At 46.2% G+C, this 16,219-nt stretch carries 17 protein-coding genes; 6 read left to right on the forward strand and 11 right to left on the reverse strand.

The features are described from left to right. Positions 1-707 precede the first annotated feature (707 nt). On the reverse strand, positions 708-2,249 hold the full coding sequence (locus tag AABW11_RS15620) for a sodium:solute symporter (RefSeq protein ID WP_340106060.1): 1,542 nt from the start codon (positions 2,247-2,249) through the stop codon (positions 708-710). A 211-nt stretch (positions 2,250-2,460) separates the two neighbouring features. Between AABW11_RS15620 and AABW11_RS15625 the strand changes: the two genes are divergently transcribed. Next, positions 2,461-2,838 carry a GxxExxY protein gene (locus AABW11_RS15625; RefSeq protein ID WP_340106061.1) on the forward strand — a complete coding sequence of 126 codons (378 nt, stop codon included), beginning with the start codon at positions 2,461-2,463 and terminating at the stop codon, positions 2,836-2,838. A gap of 66 nt (positions 2,839-2,904) precedes the next feature. On the opposite strand, the gene rdgB is transcribed toward AABW11_RS15625, so the two are convergent. Next, positions 2,905-3,492 (reverse strand): RdgB/HAM1 family non-canonical purine NTP pyrophosphatase, encoded by a 588-nt coding sequence (rdgB, locus tag AABW11_RS15630; RefSeq protein ID WP_340106062.1) that lies wholly within the window; start codon positions 3,490-3,492, stop codon positions 2,905-2,907. A 2-nt stretch (positions 3,493-3,494) separates the two neighbouring features. Next, positions 3,495-4,412 (reverse strand): PfkB family carbohydrate kinase, encoded by a 918-nt coding sequence (locus AABW11_RS15635; RefSeq protein ID WP_340106064.1) that lies wholly within the window; start codon positions 4,410-4,412, stop codon positions 3,495-3,497. A gap of 205 nt (positions 4,413-4,617) precedes the next feature. Here AABW11_RS15635 and AABW11_RS15640 point away from each other — a divergent pair, with 205 nt between their 5' ends. The 4 genes from AABW11_RS15640 (at position 4,618) to AABW11_RS15655 (ending at position 7,166) form a co-directional block, all read left to right on the forward strand. Continuing rightward, a complete protein-coding gene (locus AABW11_RS15640) occupies positions 4,618-5,085 on the forward strand; it encodes a nucleoside deaminase (protein ID WP_340106065.1) in 468 nt (155 codons plus the stop codon). A gap of 238 nt (positions 5,086-5,323) precedes the next feature. Then, a complete protein-coding gene (locus AABW11_RS15645) occupies positions 5,324-5,977 on the forward strand; it encodes an NUDIX hydrolase (protein ID WP_340106066.1) in 654 nt (217 codons plus the stop codon). Positions 5,978-6,561: 584 nt separating this feature from the next. Beyond that, on the forward strand, positions 6,562-6,783 hold the full coding sequence (locus AABW11_RS15650; protein ID WP_340106067.1) for an AbrB/MazE/SpoVT family DNA-binding domain-containing protein: 222 nt from the start codon (positions 6,562-6,564) through the stop codon (positions 6,781-6,783). An 8-nt stretch (positions 6,784-6,791) separates the two neighbouring features. Next, positions 6,792-7,166, forward strand: a complete 375-nt coding sequence (locus AABW11_RS15655) for a type II toxin-antitoxin system death-on-curing family toxin (protein ID WP_340106068.1) — start codon at positions 6,792-6,794, stop codon at positions 7,164-7,166. Positions 7,167-7,503: 337 nt separating this feature from the next. On the opposite strand, the gene AABW11_RS15660 is transcribed toward AABW11_RS15655, so the two are convergent. The 4 genes from AABW11_RS15660 to AABW11_RS15675 all read right to left on the reverse strand — a co-directional run bounded on the left by AABW11_RS15660 (position 7,504) and on the right by AABW11_RS15675 (position 11,054). After that, on the reverse strand, positions 7,504-8,601 hold the full coding sequence (locus AABW11_RS15660; protein ID WP_340106069.1) for an NAD(P)/FAD-dependent oxidoreductase: 1,098 nt from the start codon (positions 8,599-8,601) through the stop codon (positions 7,504-7,506). Beyond that, entirely contained in the window at positions 8,598-8,987 is a 390-nt protein-coding gene (locus AABW11_RS15665; RefSeq protein ID WP_340106070.1) for a WbuC family cupin fold metalloprotein, read from the reverse strand. The genes AABW11_RS15660 and AABW11_RS15665 overlap by 4 nt, the downstream gene beginning before the upstream one ends. 553 nt (positions 8,988-9,540) lie before the next feature. After that, a complete protein-coding gene (locus AABW11_RS15670; protein WP_340106071.1) occupies positions 9,541-9,726 on the reverse strand; it encodes a hypothetical protein in 186 nt (61 codons plus the stop codon). A 137-nt stretch (positions 9,727-9,863) separates the two neighbouring features. Next, positions 9,864-11,054: a M20 metallopeptidase family protein gene (locus AABW11_RS15675; protein WP_340106072.1), complete on the reverse strand. Its 1,191-nt coding sequence runs from the start codon at positions 11,052-11,054 to the stop codon at positions 9,864-9,866. Between the two features lie 71 nt (positions 11,055-11,125). Here AABW11_RS15675 and AABW11_RS15680 point away from each other — a divergent pair, with 71 nt between their 5' ends. Next, positions 11,126-12,349 carry an iron-containing alcohol dehydrogenase gene (locus tag AABW11_RS15680; RefSeq protein WP_340106074.1) on the forward strand — a complete coding sequence of 408 codons (1,224 nt, stop codon included), beginning with the start codon at positions 11,126-11,128 and terminating at the stop codon, positions 12,347-12,349. Between the two features lie 63 nt (positions 12,350-12,412). On the opposite strand, the gene AABW11_RS15685 is transcribed toward AABW11_RS15680, so the two are convergent. The 4 genes from AABW11_RS15685 to argB form a co-directional block, all read right to left on the reverse strand. Further along, on the reverse strand, positions 12,413-12,712 hold the full coding sequence (locus AABW11_RS15685; RefSeq protein WP_340106075.1) for a hypothetical protein: 300 nt from the start codon (positions 12,710-12,712) through the stop codon (positions 12,413-12,415). Between the two features lie 290 nt (positions 12,713-13,002). Then, entirely contained in the window at positions 13,003-14,208 is a 1,206-nt protein-coding gene (argJ, locus tag AABW11_RS15690; RefSeq protein ID WP_340106076.1) for a bifunctional glutamate N-acetyltransferase/amino-acid acetyltransferase ArgJ, read from the reverse strand. A gap of 46 nt (positions 14,209-14,254) precedes the next feature. Beyond that, positions 14,255-15,334 (reverse strand): N-acetyl-gamma-glutamyl-phosphate reductase, encoded by a 1,080-nt coding sequence (argC, locus tag AABW11_RS15695; RefSeq protein WP_340106077.1) that lies wholly within the window; start codon positions 15,332-15,334, stop codon positions 14,255-14,257. Positions 15,335-15,338: 4 nt separating this feature from the next. Next, positions 15,339-16,217 carry an acetylglutamate kinase gene (argB, locus tag AABW11_RS15700; protein ID WP_340106078.1) on the reverse strand — a complete coding sequence of 293 codons (879 nt, stop codon included), beginning with the start codon at positions 16,215-16,217 and terminating at the stop codon, positions 15,339-15,341. Between the last annotated feature and the right edge of the window lie 2 nt (positions 16,218-16,219).

The raw sequence follows: 16,219 nt of genomic DNA on the forward strand, positions 1-16,219 counted from the left end.
TAGAGAGGATATGGGGTGGATCAGAAAGACAGTTAGCTTTAAAAATGACAGAAACAATGAACAACCTTGGCGCAGAGGCCACAAGGTATCAACTAAAACCCCATAAATTAGTGCACCAACGGTTCGATAAGAATTAAAAAAAAGTGTAAGGGTTTACTGAATTTAGGATCGTACAGGGTGAAGATGGCATTCTACACTAGCTGGGTTCAATATCCAGCCCGCTTCCGTCATGCTCGTTTAACTGCTAATCGACCCCACAAGATTCTATATTATGAATATTAAAAAAGAGATAAAACCCCTTCTGGTTGCCATCGCCTTCATAGTGATGCTGAGTATATTCGTTGATTACCTGTATCCGCTGCTGAAGCAGTGGTTGTTTTAATTGGTCTATATCATGTTTGCAATAAGATATGTCCCCTGCAAAATATCCTGTCTGATTAAAGTGATTTTTTACCTTGTAATGTGAGTGCAATTCTAAAATACAGGTCCATGAGTAGAGGGTCTCCAAAATGAGCGTTTAATTAAAACGTCATACTCAATACCATCATATTCACAACGATATAGTATTTCCTGCCCATACCAGGATAAGAGATCCCGTATCGAGCCCAGGGTGACGCCCATTTATGGAAGCTCAGCGCTGTACCTTCCTCGCTTAAGTGATTAACTTTGACAGATTTTCAATCAAACCACAGGTGATTATAAGCTCATCAGGCAATAGCTTTCCGAAAATAGTAAGACAAATTTGCCACCGCGATTACTATTAGACCGCCAACCAGCGTATAAAGCGGCCAGGCGATGGTAAGGCCGTCACCCGGGAGGAATTCCTGTAGGGCACCTTCCACCATGAAAAGAAGGGAAATGAGGCCGGTAAAAAATCCGATCATTGCATCGGCTTTGCCGGGCTTGTCAAACAGTTTGCCAAGCATGAAAATGCCCAGTAATCCACCATAGGTGTAGGAGGCTATTCCCAGGCCGAGTTCAACGATTGCGGGCTGCTCGTCGCCGCTCAGCTGCAGCCAGGTAAACAGGAATGCGGAGCCGGTGAGCATCACGCCCCAGCCAATAGTTACAAGCCGCGACACCCAGAGTTCTTTGGCATCATCCCAGGCAGAACCAAAGAGCGGTTTCAAAATATCGTATGTGGTGGATGAGGCCAGTGCATTCAGTGAGGAGCTAAGGCTGCTCATGGCTGCTGCAAACAGAGAGGCGACAATCAGACCAGCAACGCCCACCGGCATATGATCTACAATAAACATCGCGAAAATCTCATCAGTTGTTCTGAGGTCAAGTTCTGTAATTGCAGCCCCTTCATAAAACACGTAGAGCATCAGACCGATAAACAGGAACAGCCCGAACTGAAGGCTTGCCACTATACCGCTCCATATTAGCGCTTTCTGGCTTGATTTGATGTTGCCCACCGATAACAGTCGCTGTACGATCAGCTGATCGGTGCCATGAGAAGCGATCGAAAATATGGCCCCGCCAAAAATGGCAACCCAGAACACATAAGGATCGGCAATGAACTGTCCCCAGGTCAGATCGCTTCCCCAGTTGAATAGCTGAAATTTGCCGGCATCATCCAGGATAGAAAAGCCTTCGGCCAGACCGATCGGCATTTTGCCCAACATCAAAAACAGCGCGAACAAGGCACCGCCGATGTATACAAACATTTGAACCACATCCATCCAAATAACCGCCTTTATGCCTCCAAAAAACGTATAAATAAGAGTGATAACCGCTATCACGGAAATGGCCAGCACGTAGACGGCGCCATCGCCCCAGGCTTCAAATACACCGGCGAAACGGAATATGATTGCGAGAGGAATAGCCGTGGCGAACAGACGAACACCATCTGCGAGCAGACGGGTGATTATAAATGTTGAGCTTGCCGCTTTACGCATGCCGGTTCCAAATCGTTTCTCAAGAAACTGGTAGGCGGTTGTAAGCTCGCCCTGAACGTAGGCGGGCAGGAACCAGATAGCGACGATAATCCGTCCGATGATGTATCCAAAGGTGAGCTGAAGAAACGTGAGATTCCCTCCGTAAGCGACGGCAGGAATGCTAATAAATGTAAGGGTGCTCGTTTCTGTAGCGACAACCGAAAAAAGTATAGCCCACCACGGCATATCGCGGCCGCCGAGGAAATAGTCGGTCGTGGAATTTTGGGACCCGGCCGACCATATACCAAAAACAGCAACAGCCACCAGGTAAATAACAATGATGATGCCGTCCAGTAGTGTAAAACCCATAGCTCACAATCAGTTTCCGAAACGGTAAAAGAAAACGAATTTGGGGATCGATTCAAAGTAATCGCGAATAGGAATCGGTTCCTATTTTCAAGTGGGCTTATAGAAACATCTCTTTTTTCACCGCAGAGGCGCAAAGGCGCTGAGAAATTAAATGTGTAAGGTGTGTACCTATTTTGGATCATACCATTAAATGATAACTAAAATTGTCACTATGACTGAAAATGAAATAGGCACCATTGTGGTAGACTCTTCATTTGAAATATATTCATATATCGCCCCGGGACTGCTTGAGTCCGCATACCAGAAATGTCTTGCACACGAATTGGGAAACCGTGGTATTACAGTTTTGGAAGAAGTAGATCTGCCACTTCGGTATAAAGGAATAAAACTTGAATGTGGATACAGGATTGATCTGCTGGCGAATAAAAAAGTAATTGTTGAGGTAAAAACAGTTGACACGCTACTTGATATCCACAAGGCACAGCTTCTTACTTATCTGAAATTAACTGGCTGTAAACTGGGTTACCTTCTGAATTTTAAATCCACCGGAATGAAATATGGAATTAAGCGAACGGTCAACAAACTCTGATCTTTACGAGAATGTGACCCACTTTTCCCAGCGCCTTCGCAACTCTGCGGTGAAAATCTCACGAAGCTATTTTAAATACCGTAAGAACTTTTGAATGGCTATTCCCCGATGGCTAATGCTGTTTTTCTCCTCGCTGCTGAGTTCAGCAAATGTTCGATTATATTCTTCCGGAACAAATACCGGGTCGTACCCGAATCCTTTCTCTCCCCTTTTTTCTGTAGTGATTGCCCCGCGACACACGCCTTCGAAAAGATGTTCCTCACCCGACTGATCAATAAAAGCAATCACCGTACGAAACTGCGCGCTTCGGTCTGATTCTCCTTGTAATTCTTTGAGAAGTTTTTGTGTGTTCTCTTCATATGAGGCATTCTCACCTGCATATCGGGCAGAATAAACACCGGGGCTACCATCAAGTGCATCCACCTCAAGGCCGGTATCATCGGCAAGAGACGGCAATCCGGTTTCACGATACCAGTGTTTCGCTTTTTTCAGTGCATTACCCTGTAGATCGGGCTGATCTTCTTCAACATCTCCGGGATCGCTTATATCCAGTGTGGATTTAAGGTCGATATCGAGAGGCTGAAGTACCTCATTTAGTTCAGAAATTTTATGAGTATTACCAGAAGCCAGGAAAAGTATATCGGGGGTCTTCATAGTTAGTCAATGTCCGGGATTACACTCAGACGCCTAAATTCCTTGTAGCGGCTATAAATAGCCTCTTCGGTCAGATTTTTGAGCCGCTCGGGACCAAATTTTTCCACGCAAAAACTGGCCATTACCGATCCCATAATCACTGCGCGCCTCATATTTTCAGGAGCAAGGTCATTTGTATAGGCCAGCCATCCAAGCAGACCGCCCATGAAAGTATCACCAGCACCAGTGGGATCAAAAATATCAATCACAGGGTATGCGGGTGCTGAAAAAATTTCGTCACCTGTAAACAGAAGTGCGCCATGTTCACCCTTTTTAATGATGAGTGAGTCCGGCCCCATATCACGCACTTTGTTGGCCGCAATAATCAGATTGGGTTCGTTAGCCAGTTCGCGCGCTTCGGAATCGTTAATCACCAGGAGGTCGACTCCTTTCAACGTTTTCTTAAGCGCATCAGGTGTCCCCTCAATCCAGAAATTCATCGTATCCATCACCACAAGATCAGGTTTATTAACCTGATGCAGAACTTTCTCCTGCAAGCTTGGCTCGATGTTGCCAAGGGCCACAAACCGTGCATCTTTGTAGGCATCTGGTATCACCGGGTCAAACCGTTCAAATACGTTAAGCTGTGTGTCGAGCGTATCGCGCATGTTCAGGTCGTGATGATATTTTCCCTTCCAGAAAAACGTATTGCCGCTGTCATCAACCTGAAGGCCTTCCAGATCCACATTCTTACTTTTGAACAGGTTGATATCTTCATCTGCAAAATCTTTACCAACAACACCTACAAGGTTGATCTTGTCCGTAAAATAGGAGGAAGCCAGCGAGATGTATGTAGCTGAACCTCCCAGGATCCGATCCGTTTTCCCGAAAGGTGTTTCAATTCCATCGTATGCAACCGATCCTACAACTAATAGTGACATGGTGTTTTCTTAAGTAATTTCGTTGATTTCTATTTTTATCCAGCGGCATAAAATAGGAATTATCCTCCATCTATGCGCAATGCATCTCTATATTTCAGGCGATGAATTTGTTCCAAAGTGATCAAGATCGTTCCGGGAGTTGGTATTTCTATCTACATCAGATACTTTATCTCTGCTAATTTATTCTTCTAAATGACTACAACTCATGAACAAAGACTTTATGTACCGTGCCATCGAAATTGCGCACGAAGGGATGGATGCAAACCAAGGCGGGCCTTTTGGATGCGTTATTGTGAAAAACAATACTATTATTGGGGAAGGCAGCAATCGTGTTACCACATTAAATGATCCGACCGCCCACGCCGAAGTCGTTGCCATCCGCAATGCGTGTGAACATCTTGGCACCTTTCAGCTCACCGGGTGCGACATCTACACATCATGCGAGCCCTGCCCCATGTGCCTTGGCGCGATCTACTGGGCCCGGCCAAATCATGTTTATTATGCAGCTAACCGGGAGGATGCAGCAGATGCGGGGTTCGATGATTCGTTTATCTATCATGAAATACCCTTGCCGGTGGAGGAACGTACAATCCCTATGGAAAACATCGGCCGAAATGCAGCGGTCGATCTTTTTGAGGAATGGAAAAAGAAACCCGATAAAATTAAATATTAATCGTAAGAGGTTTATTTCCTCACCCCCTTTGTTCGAAAAAGATAATAATGTCCACCTATCAAAAAGGGACATTTTAAAATAATCAAAAGCTTAAAGGCCCGGCATAAGATTAAAATCAATAGATCGTGGCTCTGCCTCTGCCAGATCATTCCCTGCCTGCATACCATTCAATATTAAAGAATGTTTGTAAACTGAAACAGGTTGTGCTAGAAACTAACGAACTCAAATAAACCATTACATGACGCCTGGTTCCACCACAGAAACCTTCCAGAACTGGTTAAAAAAAAGACTGCAAGATTCTCTGCCCGGGAAAAATGCTCACAATCGGATGCTGCCTGAACCCGCCGGTGACAGTCCTGAGATCCCGCAGGACTCTATCGACAGCTCGGGTCACCCGAGCGGAGTACTGGTGCCTATCTTCCCGGATGACTCCGGAGATCCCAGCGTCATTTTAACCCTTCGTACAGACACTATTCGTCATGCAGGACAGATCAGCTTTCCCGGTGGCCGGTCCGATTCAGGAGAGACCATCATCGAGACTGCCCTGCGCGAAACCCGTGAAGAGATTGGAATTTCCGAATCTAAAATTGAGGTGGCAGGCACCCTCAGCCCGTTTTACCTTTACAGAACGCACAATCGAATAACCCCGGTAGTGGGTGTTCTTGAAGAAGAACCGGATATGAGGCGACATGAAGCCGAAGTGGCGGAGATCATTACGGTGAAACTGGATGTCCTTCTGAGCCAGAACTACCTTAAACGTGAAAAGTGGGAACTTGCGCAGTCCACTTATTGGGTGCCCTACTGGAATTTTCATCGCGTACCTCTCTGGGGAGCCACCGCCATGATGATGAGCGAGTTGCTGGAGCTTTACCGGGAATTTTTAGAGGATTAGGCTTCACCGGATGAATTCGCTTCATCCGGTGAATCGTTAGGGAGAGACCTGACAGCAATTCCGTGCCTTCTGCGGACTTCTGTCAGCGTCGGATCGATTCCCCAAAGACATAGCATGTCTCTTCAATCCCATCACACAGAACTTTCTCTTGATGAAGTTTTGATTCTGATCGTTAAAAACCAAGAAACAGACATGCAATGTCTCTTCCTGTGCTATTCAATACAGCAATGGAAGCTCCAGCACTTACCACAATTCAACGCTGACAGATCCGGTAGGTGTATCGCTGGGGGCGTCACCTTCGGCGGCCAGGTTGATATCCAAGACCTGACAGCATTTCCGCGCTTTTTGCGGACTTCTGTCAGCGTCGGTGCACGGCTCCAAACCACGACCATCAACGCTGTCAGGACCTCCGGACGCTGACAGGTTGAATGATCTGGTCTTTAACAACTCATCCGATGACGGGAAGTCATCGGATGAGTGGCTCTACCAGATAATTCGTTCAGATATTAATCGCTTAGTTATACGTTGTAAATCAAGTGGAAATGTAATAACATTATTATAACATAAAACTTAATTCAGATCTCATGGAAGGCAAAATAAGAAAAGTTGGAAATAGTTTAGGAGTGATACTTCCGAAGCAATTGGTTGACGAACTTCATCTAAAAACAGGTGATAAAGTTACTATTGAACGAAAAGGATCCAACCTTGAAATTCGCCCTATTGATCCTGAGTTTGAGAATTGGGCTGAGGCATATAATGAGATTAATAAAGACTATAAAGATGTGCTGAAAGCCCTGGCGAAGTGATCCGGTTTTTGAAAAAAGATATTGTCCTTGCCTTTCACAAAGATCAGCTCAAACAGTATGGAGGAAAGGAGGGAGTTCGTGACGAATCGCTTCTTGAGTCGGCACTTGCACAGCCGGAGGCAAGTTTTGGCGGAGATTATGTTCACAGAGATATTTTCCATATGTCAGCAGCCTATGGTTTTCATATCTGTCAAAATCATCCGTTTTTCGATGGGAATAAACGAACGGCTTTAATCGCCATGTATACATTTTTATTTGTGAACGGGTATCGTGTTGTGGCGGATAAGAAAAGCCTCTTCGCAGTCGTAATGGATCTTGCCAACGGAAAAGTTACTAAAGATGAGCTTTCAAAATACCTGGAAACACATTCTGACAAAAGATGAGTTACATCAAACTGGCTTCTGATCTATAGATGATTATCAAAATCTGACTAACATTCCGTGCCTTTTACGGTTTCTGTCAGTGTCGGAGTGTTTTACCAAAAGACATGTCATGTCTGTTCAACCTCATCACGCAGAACTTTCTCCTGGCCTGTTTCGCTTTTGATCACTAAAAAAGCAAGAGCCAGACATGCTATGTCTTTCCCTGCACACGAATCCTATTGTTTCAACGCTGACAGATCCGGTAGGTGTGCCGCAGGTGCGGCATCTATGGCGGTCAGGTTGATGATCAAGACCTTATCGACTCATCCGATGACGGGAAATCAGCGGATGAGGTTCGTCAACCAATCCTCTCCACAACTCCCTTCGCCACCTCCATGCCAATGGCAATGCCCATGCCGCTCAGTCCTGCAGCAACCCATGTGTTTGGGCTGATCTGTTTGATGATCGGCTCTTTATTTTCGGTCATTCCCATAATGCCGCTCCACTCCTGTTCAATTTCCCAGTCGGCGGGAAGTTTTAGCGTTTTATTTACAAAACGAATTAAATGATTTTTGATGACTTGATTCACGCCAAATTCATCAGTCTCCTCGTCATCTTTTGCCACGTTTCGTGCGCCGCCAATCAGCAATCGATTTTCAACGTCTCTAAAATAGATATAGCCCTCATCATAATGGAACGTTCCGCGCCATTTTAGGTCTTCAATGTTTTGTGTGACAAACACGTATCCCCGCGCCGGATTTATGGGCAGATTAACCAGGTTTTTCGTGAATCCATTTGTGGCAAGTACTATTTTTACAGGTTGAATCTGTGTGTCATTTTCAAGTGTCACCACCCCATTTTCAACTGAATCAATTCTACAGTTCCAGCGGGTTTCCACGTAAAGTTTAGCAATACGCCTGTGCAGCTGCCTCATCAGCCGCCCGCTGTTGATCGCACCTTCCACCCTGTTAAAGATGGCCGGGGATCCTTCAAACTCAGTCGCTTTATAGACATTTCCAATACCGATCCGCTCTTGGAGCTGACGATTGATCTCCGGGATCCGCTCTCTGCACTCCTCAAAAATCTTTTCATCTGTAAAAATCTCATAACCGCCCGTATGTTCGTAACCGATCGACTCCTGCCCCATTGTCTCCTTCAGCAAATTAAGTCCGTTCCATCGACGCTTAATTCGGCCAAACACCACATCCTCACCGGCAGTTTTCATATCGGCCAGGTGTTCCGATATCGACCCGATGCATGCAAATCCGGCGTTTCGGGTGCTGGCACCTTCAGGCATCATGCCTCTGTCGACTATAACAACACTGCAATCCGGATATTTTTCCTTATAAAAGAGAGCGGTGGACGCACCGACTATTCCCCCACCCACAATCAGCAGATCAGGCGGCTGAAGCCACTCGGTTGTTTCCCAGTATGAATGTGTTTGCGGTGAGTTCATCTGGCCAAATTCTCAATAAAATTTGCCACATTCTCTTCATTCTCATCAGGTGCCCACGCAGCAAATTTCTTATCCGTTTCAGCGTTATACGGTCCTTTCTTGCACTCGAAGATGATCGTGTCGGATTCCAACACGAGGAACGAATGCCAGGTGCCCGGCTCAATGTCAATCACATCGGGGATACTACTCGAAGTTAAAGTCTGATCGGTAATGACGTCTCCGGCTCCATCAAACGTGAAAAAACGGATGGCGCCCTGCAGCAGAATTATCGACTCGGTTGCGTGCGGCATCGGGTGTTTATGCGGACGGACATACGTTCCGGGCTGCAGGAAATTGATCAGCCGCTGTACGTCTGCCGCCTGCTGCCGGTGAATGGGTAAAATCATGCGTTTTCGATCACTTTTGCGGAAGCATCAAGACCTTTTTTGATCTGATCTTCAGAAAGATGAAATAAATCGCCGGAAGGATTTTGAAAAGCTGTTTTAGTCATCGAGTGTTGGATTTTACCAATCAAATTGTGGTTCTACCGTAAGTTTATGGGTACATGTCTTAATCCTATGCAAAGTCTCTTTAAGCCAGGAGTCATTCAGAAGATTAAACAAGTCATTTGATAGAACAAAACATGTTGCTATTGCATATTCTTCACAAAACGGAAAACTACCGTTTTATTCAGAATGACAATGATTCGACTGGGGTATCGGGCGGCTTGACGCCAAGGCGATAATGAATGCGACGAATGAGTCCACGCCGCCCAGGTGCTAACCAATGAGCGCGTCATCCTGATCGAGCCATTGTAGTTGATGGCGAAGAGAAGGATCTGTAAAAGCAATTCCTATAATTTTGGAAAATTTTGAGCATGTTCTGAGCGATTGTTTACATATTTTGCCATCAACCCACAAACTTACGATACAACCCAATTTCTTTAAGATCAGGCAACTATCATAGCCAATTTTCTATATCACTACTCGCCTCTTCTTCTGACATAACATCGCCATTTTCAATATCCCTACCCGCTTTCTGAAGGGCCTTTTTCTCCATTACAGTTAATGGATGCGGTTTCCTTGTCTGCATTTGGGTTTTATCAATGAGTTGATAAATATCCCGGATTGTTTTTTTCTCACTCATGGTACTTCATTTGATCAGATACTACTTAAGTTCAATAAGATCCGTTTTTGTAATCTAATTTTATAAAATATGATTTACCAATTAAGACCGTAAAACTGAAATCACATCATCACTAAACACTTAAAAATAAAAACTCATCACTCCCCCATAACCAGCCCCGCCATCAACGCCGAACCCGTGAGCATGCATTTCTCATCAACATTATAGCGTGGATGGTGCCAGCTCCATTTGGAGTCGGCCTCTTCGCTTCCGCTGCCAAGAAAAAAGAAAGCACCGGGAAATTCCTGCTGATAGAACGCAAAATCTTCGCCCGCCATAATCGGTTTTTTGAGCTCGATCACGCCATCACTCCCCAAGACAGACCTTGCCGCCGACATCAGTTTTTGAGTCAGCTCTTCATCGTTAATTACGGCAGGGTAGCCTTCATTGAACGCAAACTCATATCCGCCGCCGGCCGGTTCAGTAATACCTTTAAGTATTTGCTCCATGCGGTCCCGTACCAGATAGGCGTTCTTTTCCGAAAATGTTCGAACCGTACCAATCATCTCCGCTTTCGCCGGAATCACGTTGTATGTCGTTCCACCGCGAACCCGCCCTATCGTCACCACGGCTGGCTCTGTCGGGTCAATCGACCGACTTACGATGGTTTGGAACTGTGAAATCACCTGCCCCATCAGTACGATAGGATCAACCGTCAGATGTGGCGTTGCCGCGTGTCCGCCCACACCCTTTATCGTGATCTCAAACTCATCAGGTCGCGCCATCAGCGGTCCGGATTTTACGGCAATCTGACCCGGAGCATAATCCGGATTGGTATGTAGCCCATAAATAGACTGCACGCCCTTTTCCTGCAAAAAACCAGACTCGGTGAGCAGGCGTCCGCCGCCTGGCAGCGTCTCTTCGGCCGGCTGAAAAATCAGGAGTATCTTGCCTTCAATCTCATCCTGCATTTCGCTCAGGATCTGGGCCGTTCCCAACAGATTTGCCGTGTGGGCATCATGGCCGCAACAGTGCGCGGCACCCTCTCGTTCTGATACAAATTCAGCCTTAGCTTCTCCCTCTTCTTCCATGGAGAGTGCATCAATATCAGCACGAAGCGCAATGACTCGATCTGACTTTTTTCCGCCTTCAATTATGCCAACACATCCGGTGTCGAGCGGACGATACGTGTCTATACCAAGTTTTTTCAGCTCGTGCAGGATATAGTCGGTAGTGTCGTGCTCCTTAAAACTGATCTCAGGATTCTTATGCAGATACCGGCGGGTCTGCACCATATAGTCAAAATGGAATTCTGCTTTTTGTTGAATGGTGCGGGTCAAATCTGCCATAAAAGAACGAGTGTTTGAAATGATCTGTTGGTATTAATGAAACAAATAAATTAAACCAAATATAGCCATTTATGAATCCTTTTGAACTGCATATTCCAACGAGAATTTTTTACGGTAAAGAGAAAGCAGGTGATTACTTTGAACAGCTTAGCTCGTACGGCAGTAAAGCAATGATAGTAATCGGCGGCGGAAGCGTTAAAAAAATGGGATATCTTCAGGAGATTCAGCAGCATTTAGATGATAACGGTATCAACCATATTCTTTTTGAGGGAATTGAAGCAAATCCTCACGCACAAACCATTAACAAGGCAGCCGAAACCGGCAAGAATGAAAACGTAGATTTTATGATAGCTCTTGGCGGCGGCTCGGTGATGGATGCATCCAAAGCAATTGCAGCCCTCATTCATGATGATCTTGACGACATCTGGCCCTACACCGTGGGCGGGCCGAAGTATCGCCAAATGACAGGAGCTCTGCCCGTCTGTGCGATTCCCACCACAGCCGCAACCGCATCTGAAGTAACAGCCCACGCGGTGATCTCCAATCCTGAGGTGAAAGGCAAATCCCCTGTCAGCTATCCGTTTATGAAACCAGCCGCATCATGGCTGAATCCGGCTTACCACACCTCGCTGCCGAAGACCACTACCCGGGATGGTGCATCAGACATTTTGAGCCATGTTTTTGAAAATTATCTCCTCGGCGGAAACGATTCCGATCTGGCCGACCGCTACAGCGAGGGCGTAATGGAAACCGTTTTAGACACGCTGCCAAAACTGGAGCTTGATCCCGAAAATGAACATCTGCGCGGCCAGATGCTTTGGGCATCCACCATGGCTTTGAATGGTATGCAGATTGCCGGGCGCAATTCAGCCCCGTTTACGCTGCATAATTTGGAACATGCATTGAGTGGAGAAAATCATGAACTTGCCCATGGGCGAGGCCTTGCGATTCTCTATCCTGCTTACTTCAGATGGTTACATAAGCACGAGCGAGCAATCGACCGGATGGCGCTGCTTGCGAAACGTCTGTTTGGTATTTCGGATGGGGATCAAAAGGAGAATGCGATGTCGTTCATCACGCACTTCGAAGGGTGGCTAAAGCAGAATCATCTGTATGAAAGATTATCTGATCAGGGAATCTCTTCAGATGTATTTGGAGATGTGGCCGATTACGCCATTAAAACTTACGGCGGCGGAAAAGACGAACTTGCGGCAGCCGGCCCTTTGACCCGCGATAATATTATCGAAATCTTTGAGATGACTGAGCAGCAGACGCCTGAAGCCGAAATGGCATAACATCTCTATCATCTGTAATTATCGAAGCAGCGGTGGGCCCAATCAAATCTGCTGCACCGCTGTTCAATTATACCGTTTCTTTTTTGAATCGCGCATTCTCATTCTGTCGCCTGGTTGAAGCTTCCTGATAAACTTAATAGCTTTGTAGAACCGCTCATTGCTGAGTAATCCCTCAATGGAATTTAGATTAAGTTTTGGGTCACGAAGCATCGTATTGCTGAAAAGTCCGTGAATAGTTCTGTGGCATTCCCTGCAGATCTCTATCGTTTCATCACTCTCCCGCCGGGTTTCTATATGATGCCGCTGCATCAACCGATCCGGGCATTCCCGCTTGCATAGCGGACATTGGGTTACTTCACTCATTTCTCGTCTTAAATGGATTCCATATAAATTGTAAATCGAAGCTCCTGCTTCGATTATCATGACACTTGCAATTGATCAACAGTAAGATAAATCTTTGATATTAATCGATAACCTAAGATTTATAAATTGGCATCCATTGATTTCCGCAGCTGAGGCTGTCCAAAAGGGTGTTCAATAAAGAACTTTAAATCAAACAGTCATACCGGACCCCCGATCCGGTATCTCCAGTCTTTGTCAACGATTGGAGATCCCTCATCAAGTACGGGATGACACCCTTTTCGGAGAGCCTTCTACGTTGTATATTCTGCATTAATACGCACGTACTCATACGAAAGATCTGAGCCCCAGCCAATTGCTTCTGCATCTCCTTCATTCAGTACAAGTGTGACCGTAATGGTGGAAGTCTTCATCTCTTTTTTAACCTCTTCGCGGCTGTGATCGGTGGGCTGACCTTTGTCCAGAATTTGAACGGCCCGGCCCGAACCAAAGTATAGATCTACTTTATCAGGATCGAATTGCACACCTGCACGTCCAGCCGCCGCAAAAATCCGTCCCCAGTTTGGATCGGTGCCAAAAATTGCTGTTTTCACCAGGTTCGAGTCTGAAATGGTCCGCACAATCTGCCGCGCTCCCTCCTCGGTTTTGGCTCCCTCAACCCGGTATTCAACCAGCTTGGTAGATCCCTCACCGTCTGATACAATCATCATCGCCAGGTGCTTGCACAGCTTAATCAGGTGTTCCAGGAACTTGTGATACCCTTCATCTTTCGTGGTGATCTCCTCATTTTCCGCCATGCCATTACACATAATCGACACCATATCGTTCGTAGATGTATCGCCATCGACGGTAATCATATTAAATGTCTTGTTCACCGCTTCCCGAAGCGCCTCATCCAGCAGCTCACGGCTGATGGCAATATCTGACACTATAAACCCAAGCATCGTCGCCATGTTGGGGTGGATCATTCCGGATCCTTTGGCAATGCCGGCCATATTTATCTTTATTCCATCAATCTCAAACGAATCGAATCCCTCCTTTGCAAACGTATCGGTGGTGAGAATAGCGTTGGCGGCCAGAGATCCAGCCACCTGCCGGTCCGATAGTTTCGCCGCGCTTTCTTTAATTCCTTTCAACACTTTCTCGGTGGGAAACGGCTCACCAATCAACCCGGTAGATGCAACCAATACATGTTCAACAGGAATGCCAAGCTCCTTTGCGGTAGTTTCGGCCATCGCCACGGCTCCTTCCCACCCTTTTTTACCGGTGCAGGCGTTGGCGTTGCCTGAGTTGATTACAATCGCCTGGATCACGCCATCTTTAATGTGCTTCCTGCTCAACTTGATCGGCTCGGCACACACCAGGTTTTGAGTGAACACAGCGGCCGCAGTTGCGGGCCTGTCTGAGACGATCAGGGCCAGGTCGCGCCGTTTCGATTTGATCCCCATATGGGCTCCCCACGCTTTGATACCACGAACATCAGTTAAATTTTGAAGCATAGTCTTATAATATAGTAGAGGTTATTATGAATTTGGGAGATGGTTTTTATGGATTGAGCGGCGGATATTTCAGGCCTGTGTTTTCAAGAAGCCCAAACATCAGGTTCATATTCTGAATTGCCTGACCGGCCGCTCCTTTCACCAAATTATCGATGGCTGAAATAGTAATGACCCGGTTTGTGCGCTCATCATACGTTGCATACAGATCACAAAAATTTGATCCCCTTACATTTTTGACGCTCGGCGGCTGGTCCACCACCCGAACGAAATGCTCCTTCTCATAATAGTTGAGATAGGCATCCCTAACAAGATCTTCATTGAGAGCTTTACGCGGGGTTGAATAAGTTGTAGTTAAAATTCCGCGATCGATTGGCAACAGGTGCGGCGTAAACTGCACTGTCAGCTGGTCGTATGATACGGTTCCAAGAATTGTTTCAATCTCTGGCGTATGACGGTGACTCTTCAATCCGTATGCAAAGAAATTGCCAAATTGGTTGGGAAAATGAGTAAACGTTTTGGGCGAGGCTCCCGCTCCCGTCACACCCGACTTAGAATCTACAATAATAGAGTCAACGTCCACCATTTGTTGCTGAATCAGTGGCAGGAGTGCCAATATTGTTGATGTGGGATAGCAACCGGGATTAGCAACAAGATTCGCATTACGAATGGCGTCACGATTCAGTTCGGGCAATCCATACACCGACTGGTCAAGGTAGCTGGGGCAGACATGCTCTTTTTCGTACCACTTTTCGTAAAGCGACGCAGAATTCAACCTGAAATCACCTGACAAATCTACGATTCTGAACCCATCGAGGCCATGCTCCTTCACAAAATCCATTGAGACGCGATGCGGCAACGCCAAAAACACAAGGTCGAGCTCATGATTTTTGATGGTATCAATCTTTTGAAGCTCTATGTCAGCGATCCCATCCAGTGACGGATGAAGCTCGGAAATCTTTTTCCCCGCTTTAGACTCCGATGTAATCACTTCGAGATGAACATCCGGATGCAGAATCAAAAGCCGCAGGAGTTCTACACCAGTGTAGCCGGTCGCTCCTATGACGCCAACTTTAAATTTTGACTTTTTCCTGCGTTCGATGTCTTTTTTTGTACTTCCTTGTGTCATGCGTTCAGTTTATGAGAGTTCCTACATTTTGGTTTGTCAGCAGCTGACTGAGTATGGAATTTTCGGTCGATCCGCTGATAATATGCGCGGCCGGCACGCCTTTTTCAAGCGCAATCAGGCACGCTTCTACTTTTGGAATCATCCCGCCTTGTATCACAGAACCGAAAAGCGCTTTGGCTTCATCAGCCGTAATCGATTCTATTTTGCTTTCCGGTGTCGACGGATCTTCCATCAAACCATCCACATTTGTAATTGCAACAAACGCAGCTGCATTAAGGGCACCTGCCATGTGTCCGGCAAACATATCAGCATTAATGTTATAATCTTCACCATCTGCGCCTGTTGATACGGGGGAAATCACGGGCAGGTATCCATTGTCGATAAGCAGATTTGGCAAATCGGGGTTAATCATGTCTACATCTCCCACAAAACCGAGGTCAACTTCTTCAGTGCCTGTTTCCGTCCTGGCCTGATGCATCCGTTTCAAGGCGCGAACCATCCCTGCATCTTTTCCGGAAAGGCCTACTGCATCTGCTTCCAGCTTATTTAATTCGCTTACCAGCATACCGTTTACTTTCCCCGACAATGCCTGCTCCACAACCTCCATTGAATCTTTCAGCGTGATGCGATGTCCATCAACAAATTCTGAAGTAATACCCGAGGTTTCGAACAGCGATTTGATGAACGGGCCGCCGCCGTGTACAACTACAGGAAAAACACCCGCTGCCTTTAACGCAGCTACCTGGCTCAAAACCCGGCTCTGAGCCTGTTTATCTGTCATCGCGTTGCCACCATATTTAATGACAACAACTTTTCCTTTAAACTGATCTAGATGATTGTCCGCCTGCAGTAGCTGCAGAAGTTTTGTTTTTGATGCTGACACGT

Source organism: Rhodohalobacter sp. 8-1 (assembly GCF_038150125.1).
GTDB lineage: Bacteria > Bacteroidota > Rhodothermia > Balneolales > Balneolaceae > SW132.

Excerpts from the sequence above, each read along its gene's own strand:
- AABW11_RS15650 (WP_340106067.1), top strand. The coding sequence starts at position 6,562 with ATGGAAGGCAAAATAAGAAAAGTTGGAAATAGTTTAGGAGTGATACTT.
- AABW11_RS15620 (WP_340106060.1), bottom strand. The coding sequence starts at position 2,249 with ATGGGTTTTACACTACTGGACGGCATCATCATTGTTATTTACCTGGTG.
- AABW11_RS15645 (WP_340106066.1), top strand. The coding sequence starts at position 5,324 with ATGACGCCTGGTTCCACCACAGAAACCTTCCAGAACTGGTTAAAAAAA.
- AABW11_RS15685 (WP_340106075.1), bottom strand. The coding sequence starts at position 12,712 with ATGAGTGAAGTAACCCAATGTCCGCTATGCAAGCGGGAATGCCCGGAT.
- AABW11_RS15635 (WP_340106064.1), bottom strand. The coding sequence starts at position 4,412 with ATGTCACTATTAGTTGTAGGATCGGTTGCATACGATGGAATTGAAACA.
- AABW11_RS15640 (WP_340106065.1), top strand. The coding sequence starts at position 4,618 with ATGAACAAAGACTTTATGTACCGTGCCATCGAAATTGCGCACGAAGGG.
- AABW11_RS15670 (WP_340106071.1), bottom strand. The coding sequence starts at position 9,726 with ATGAGTGAGAAAAAAACAATCCGGGATATTTATCAACTCATTGATAAA.
- AABW11_RS15660 (WP_340106069.1), bottom strand. The coding sequence starts at position 8,601 with ATGAACTCACCGCAAACACATTCATACTGGGAAACAACCGAGTGGCTT.
- AABW11_RS15680 (WP_340106074.1), top strand. The coding sequence starts at position 11,126 with ATGAATCCTTTTGAACTGCATATTCCAACGAGAATTTTTTACGGTAAA.
- AABW11_RS15625 (WP_340106061.1), top strand. The coding sequence starts at position 2,461 with ATGACTGAAAATGAAATAGGCACCATTGTGGTAGACTCTTCATTTGAA.
- argJ (WP_340106076.1), bottom strand. The coding sequence starts at position 14,208 with ATGCTTCAAAATTTAACTGATGTTCGTGGTATCAAAGCGTGGGGAGCC.
- rdgB (WP_340106062.1), bottom strand. The coding sequence starts at position 3,492 with ATGAAGACCCCCGATATACTTTTCCTGGCTTCTGGTAATACTCATAAA.
- argC (WP_340106077.1), bottom strand. The coding sequence starts at position 15,334 with ATGACACAAGGAAGTACAAAAAAAGACATCGAACGCAGGAAAAAGTCA.
- AABW11_RS15665 (WP_340106070.1), bottom strand. The coding sequence starts at position 8,987 with ATGATTTTACCCATTCACCGGCAGCAGGCGGCAGACGTACAGCGGCTG.
- AABW11_RS15675 (WP_340106072.1), bottom strand. The coding sequence starts at position 11,054 with ATGGCAGATTTGACCCGCACCATTCAACAAAAAGCAGAATTCCATTTT.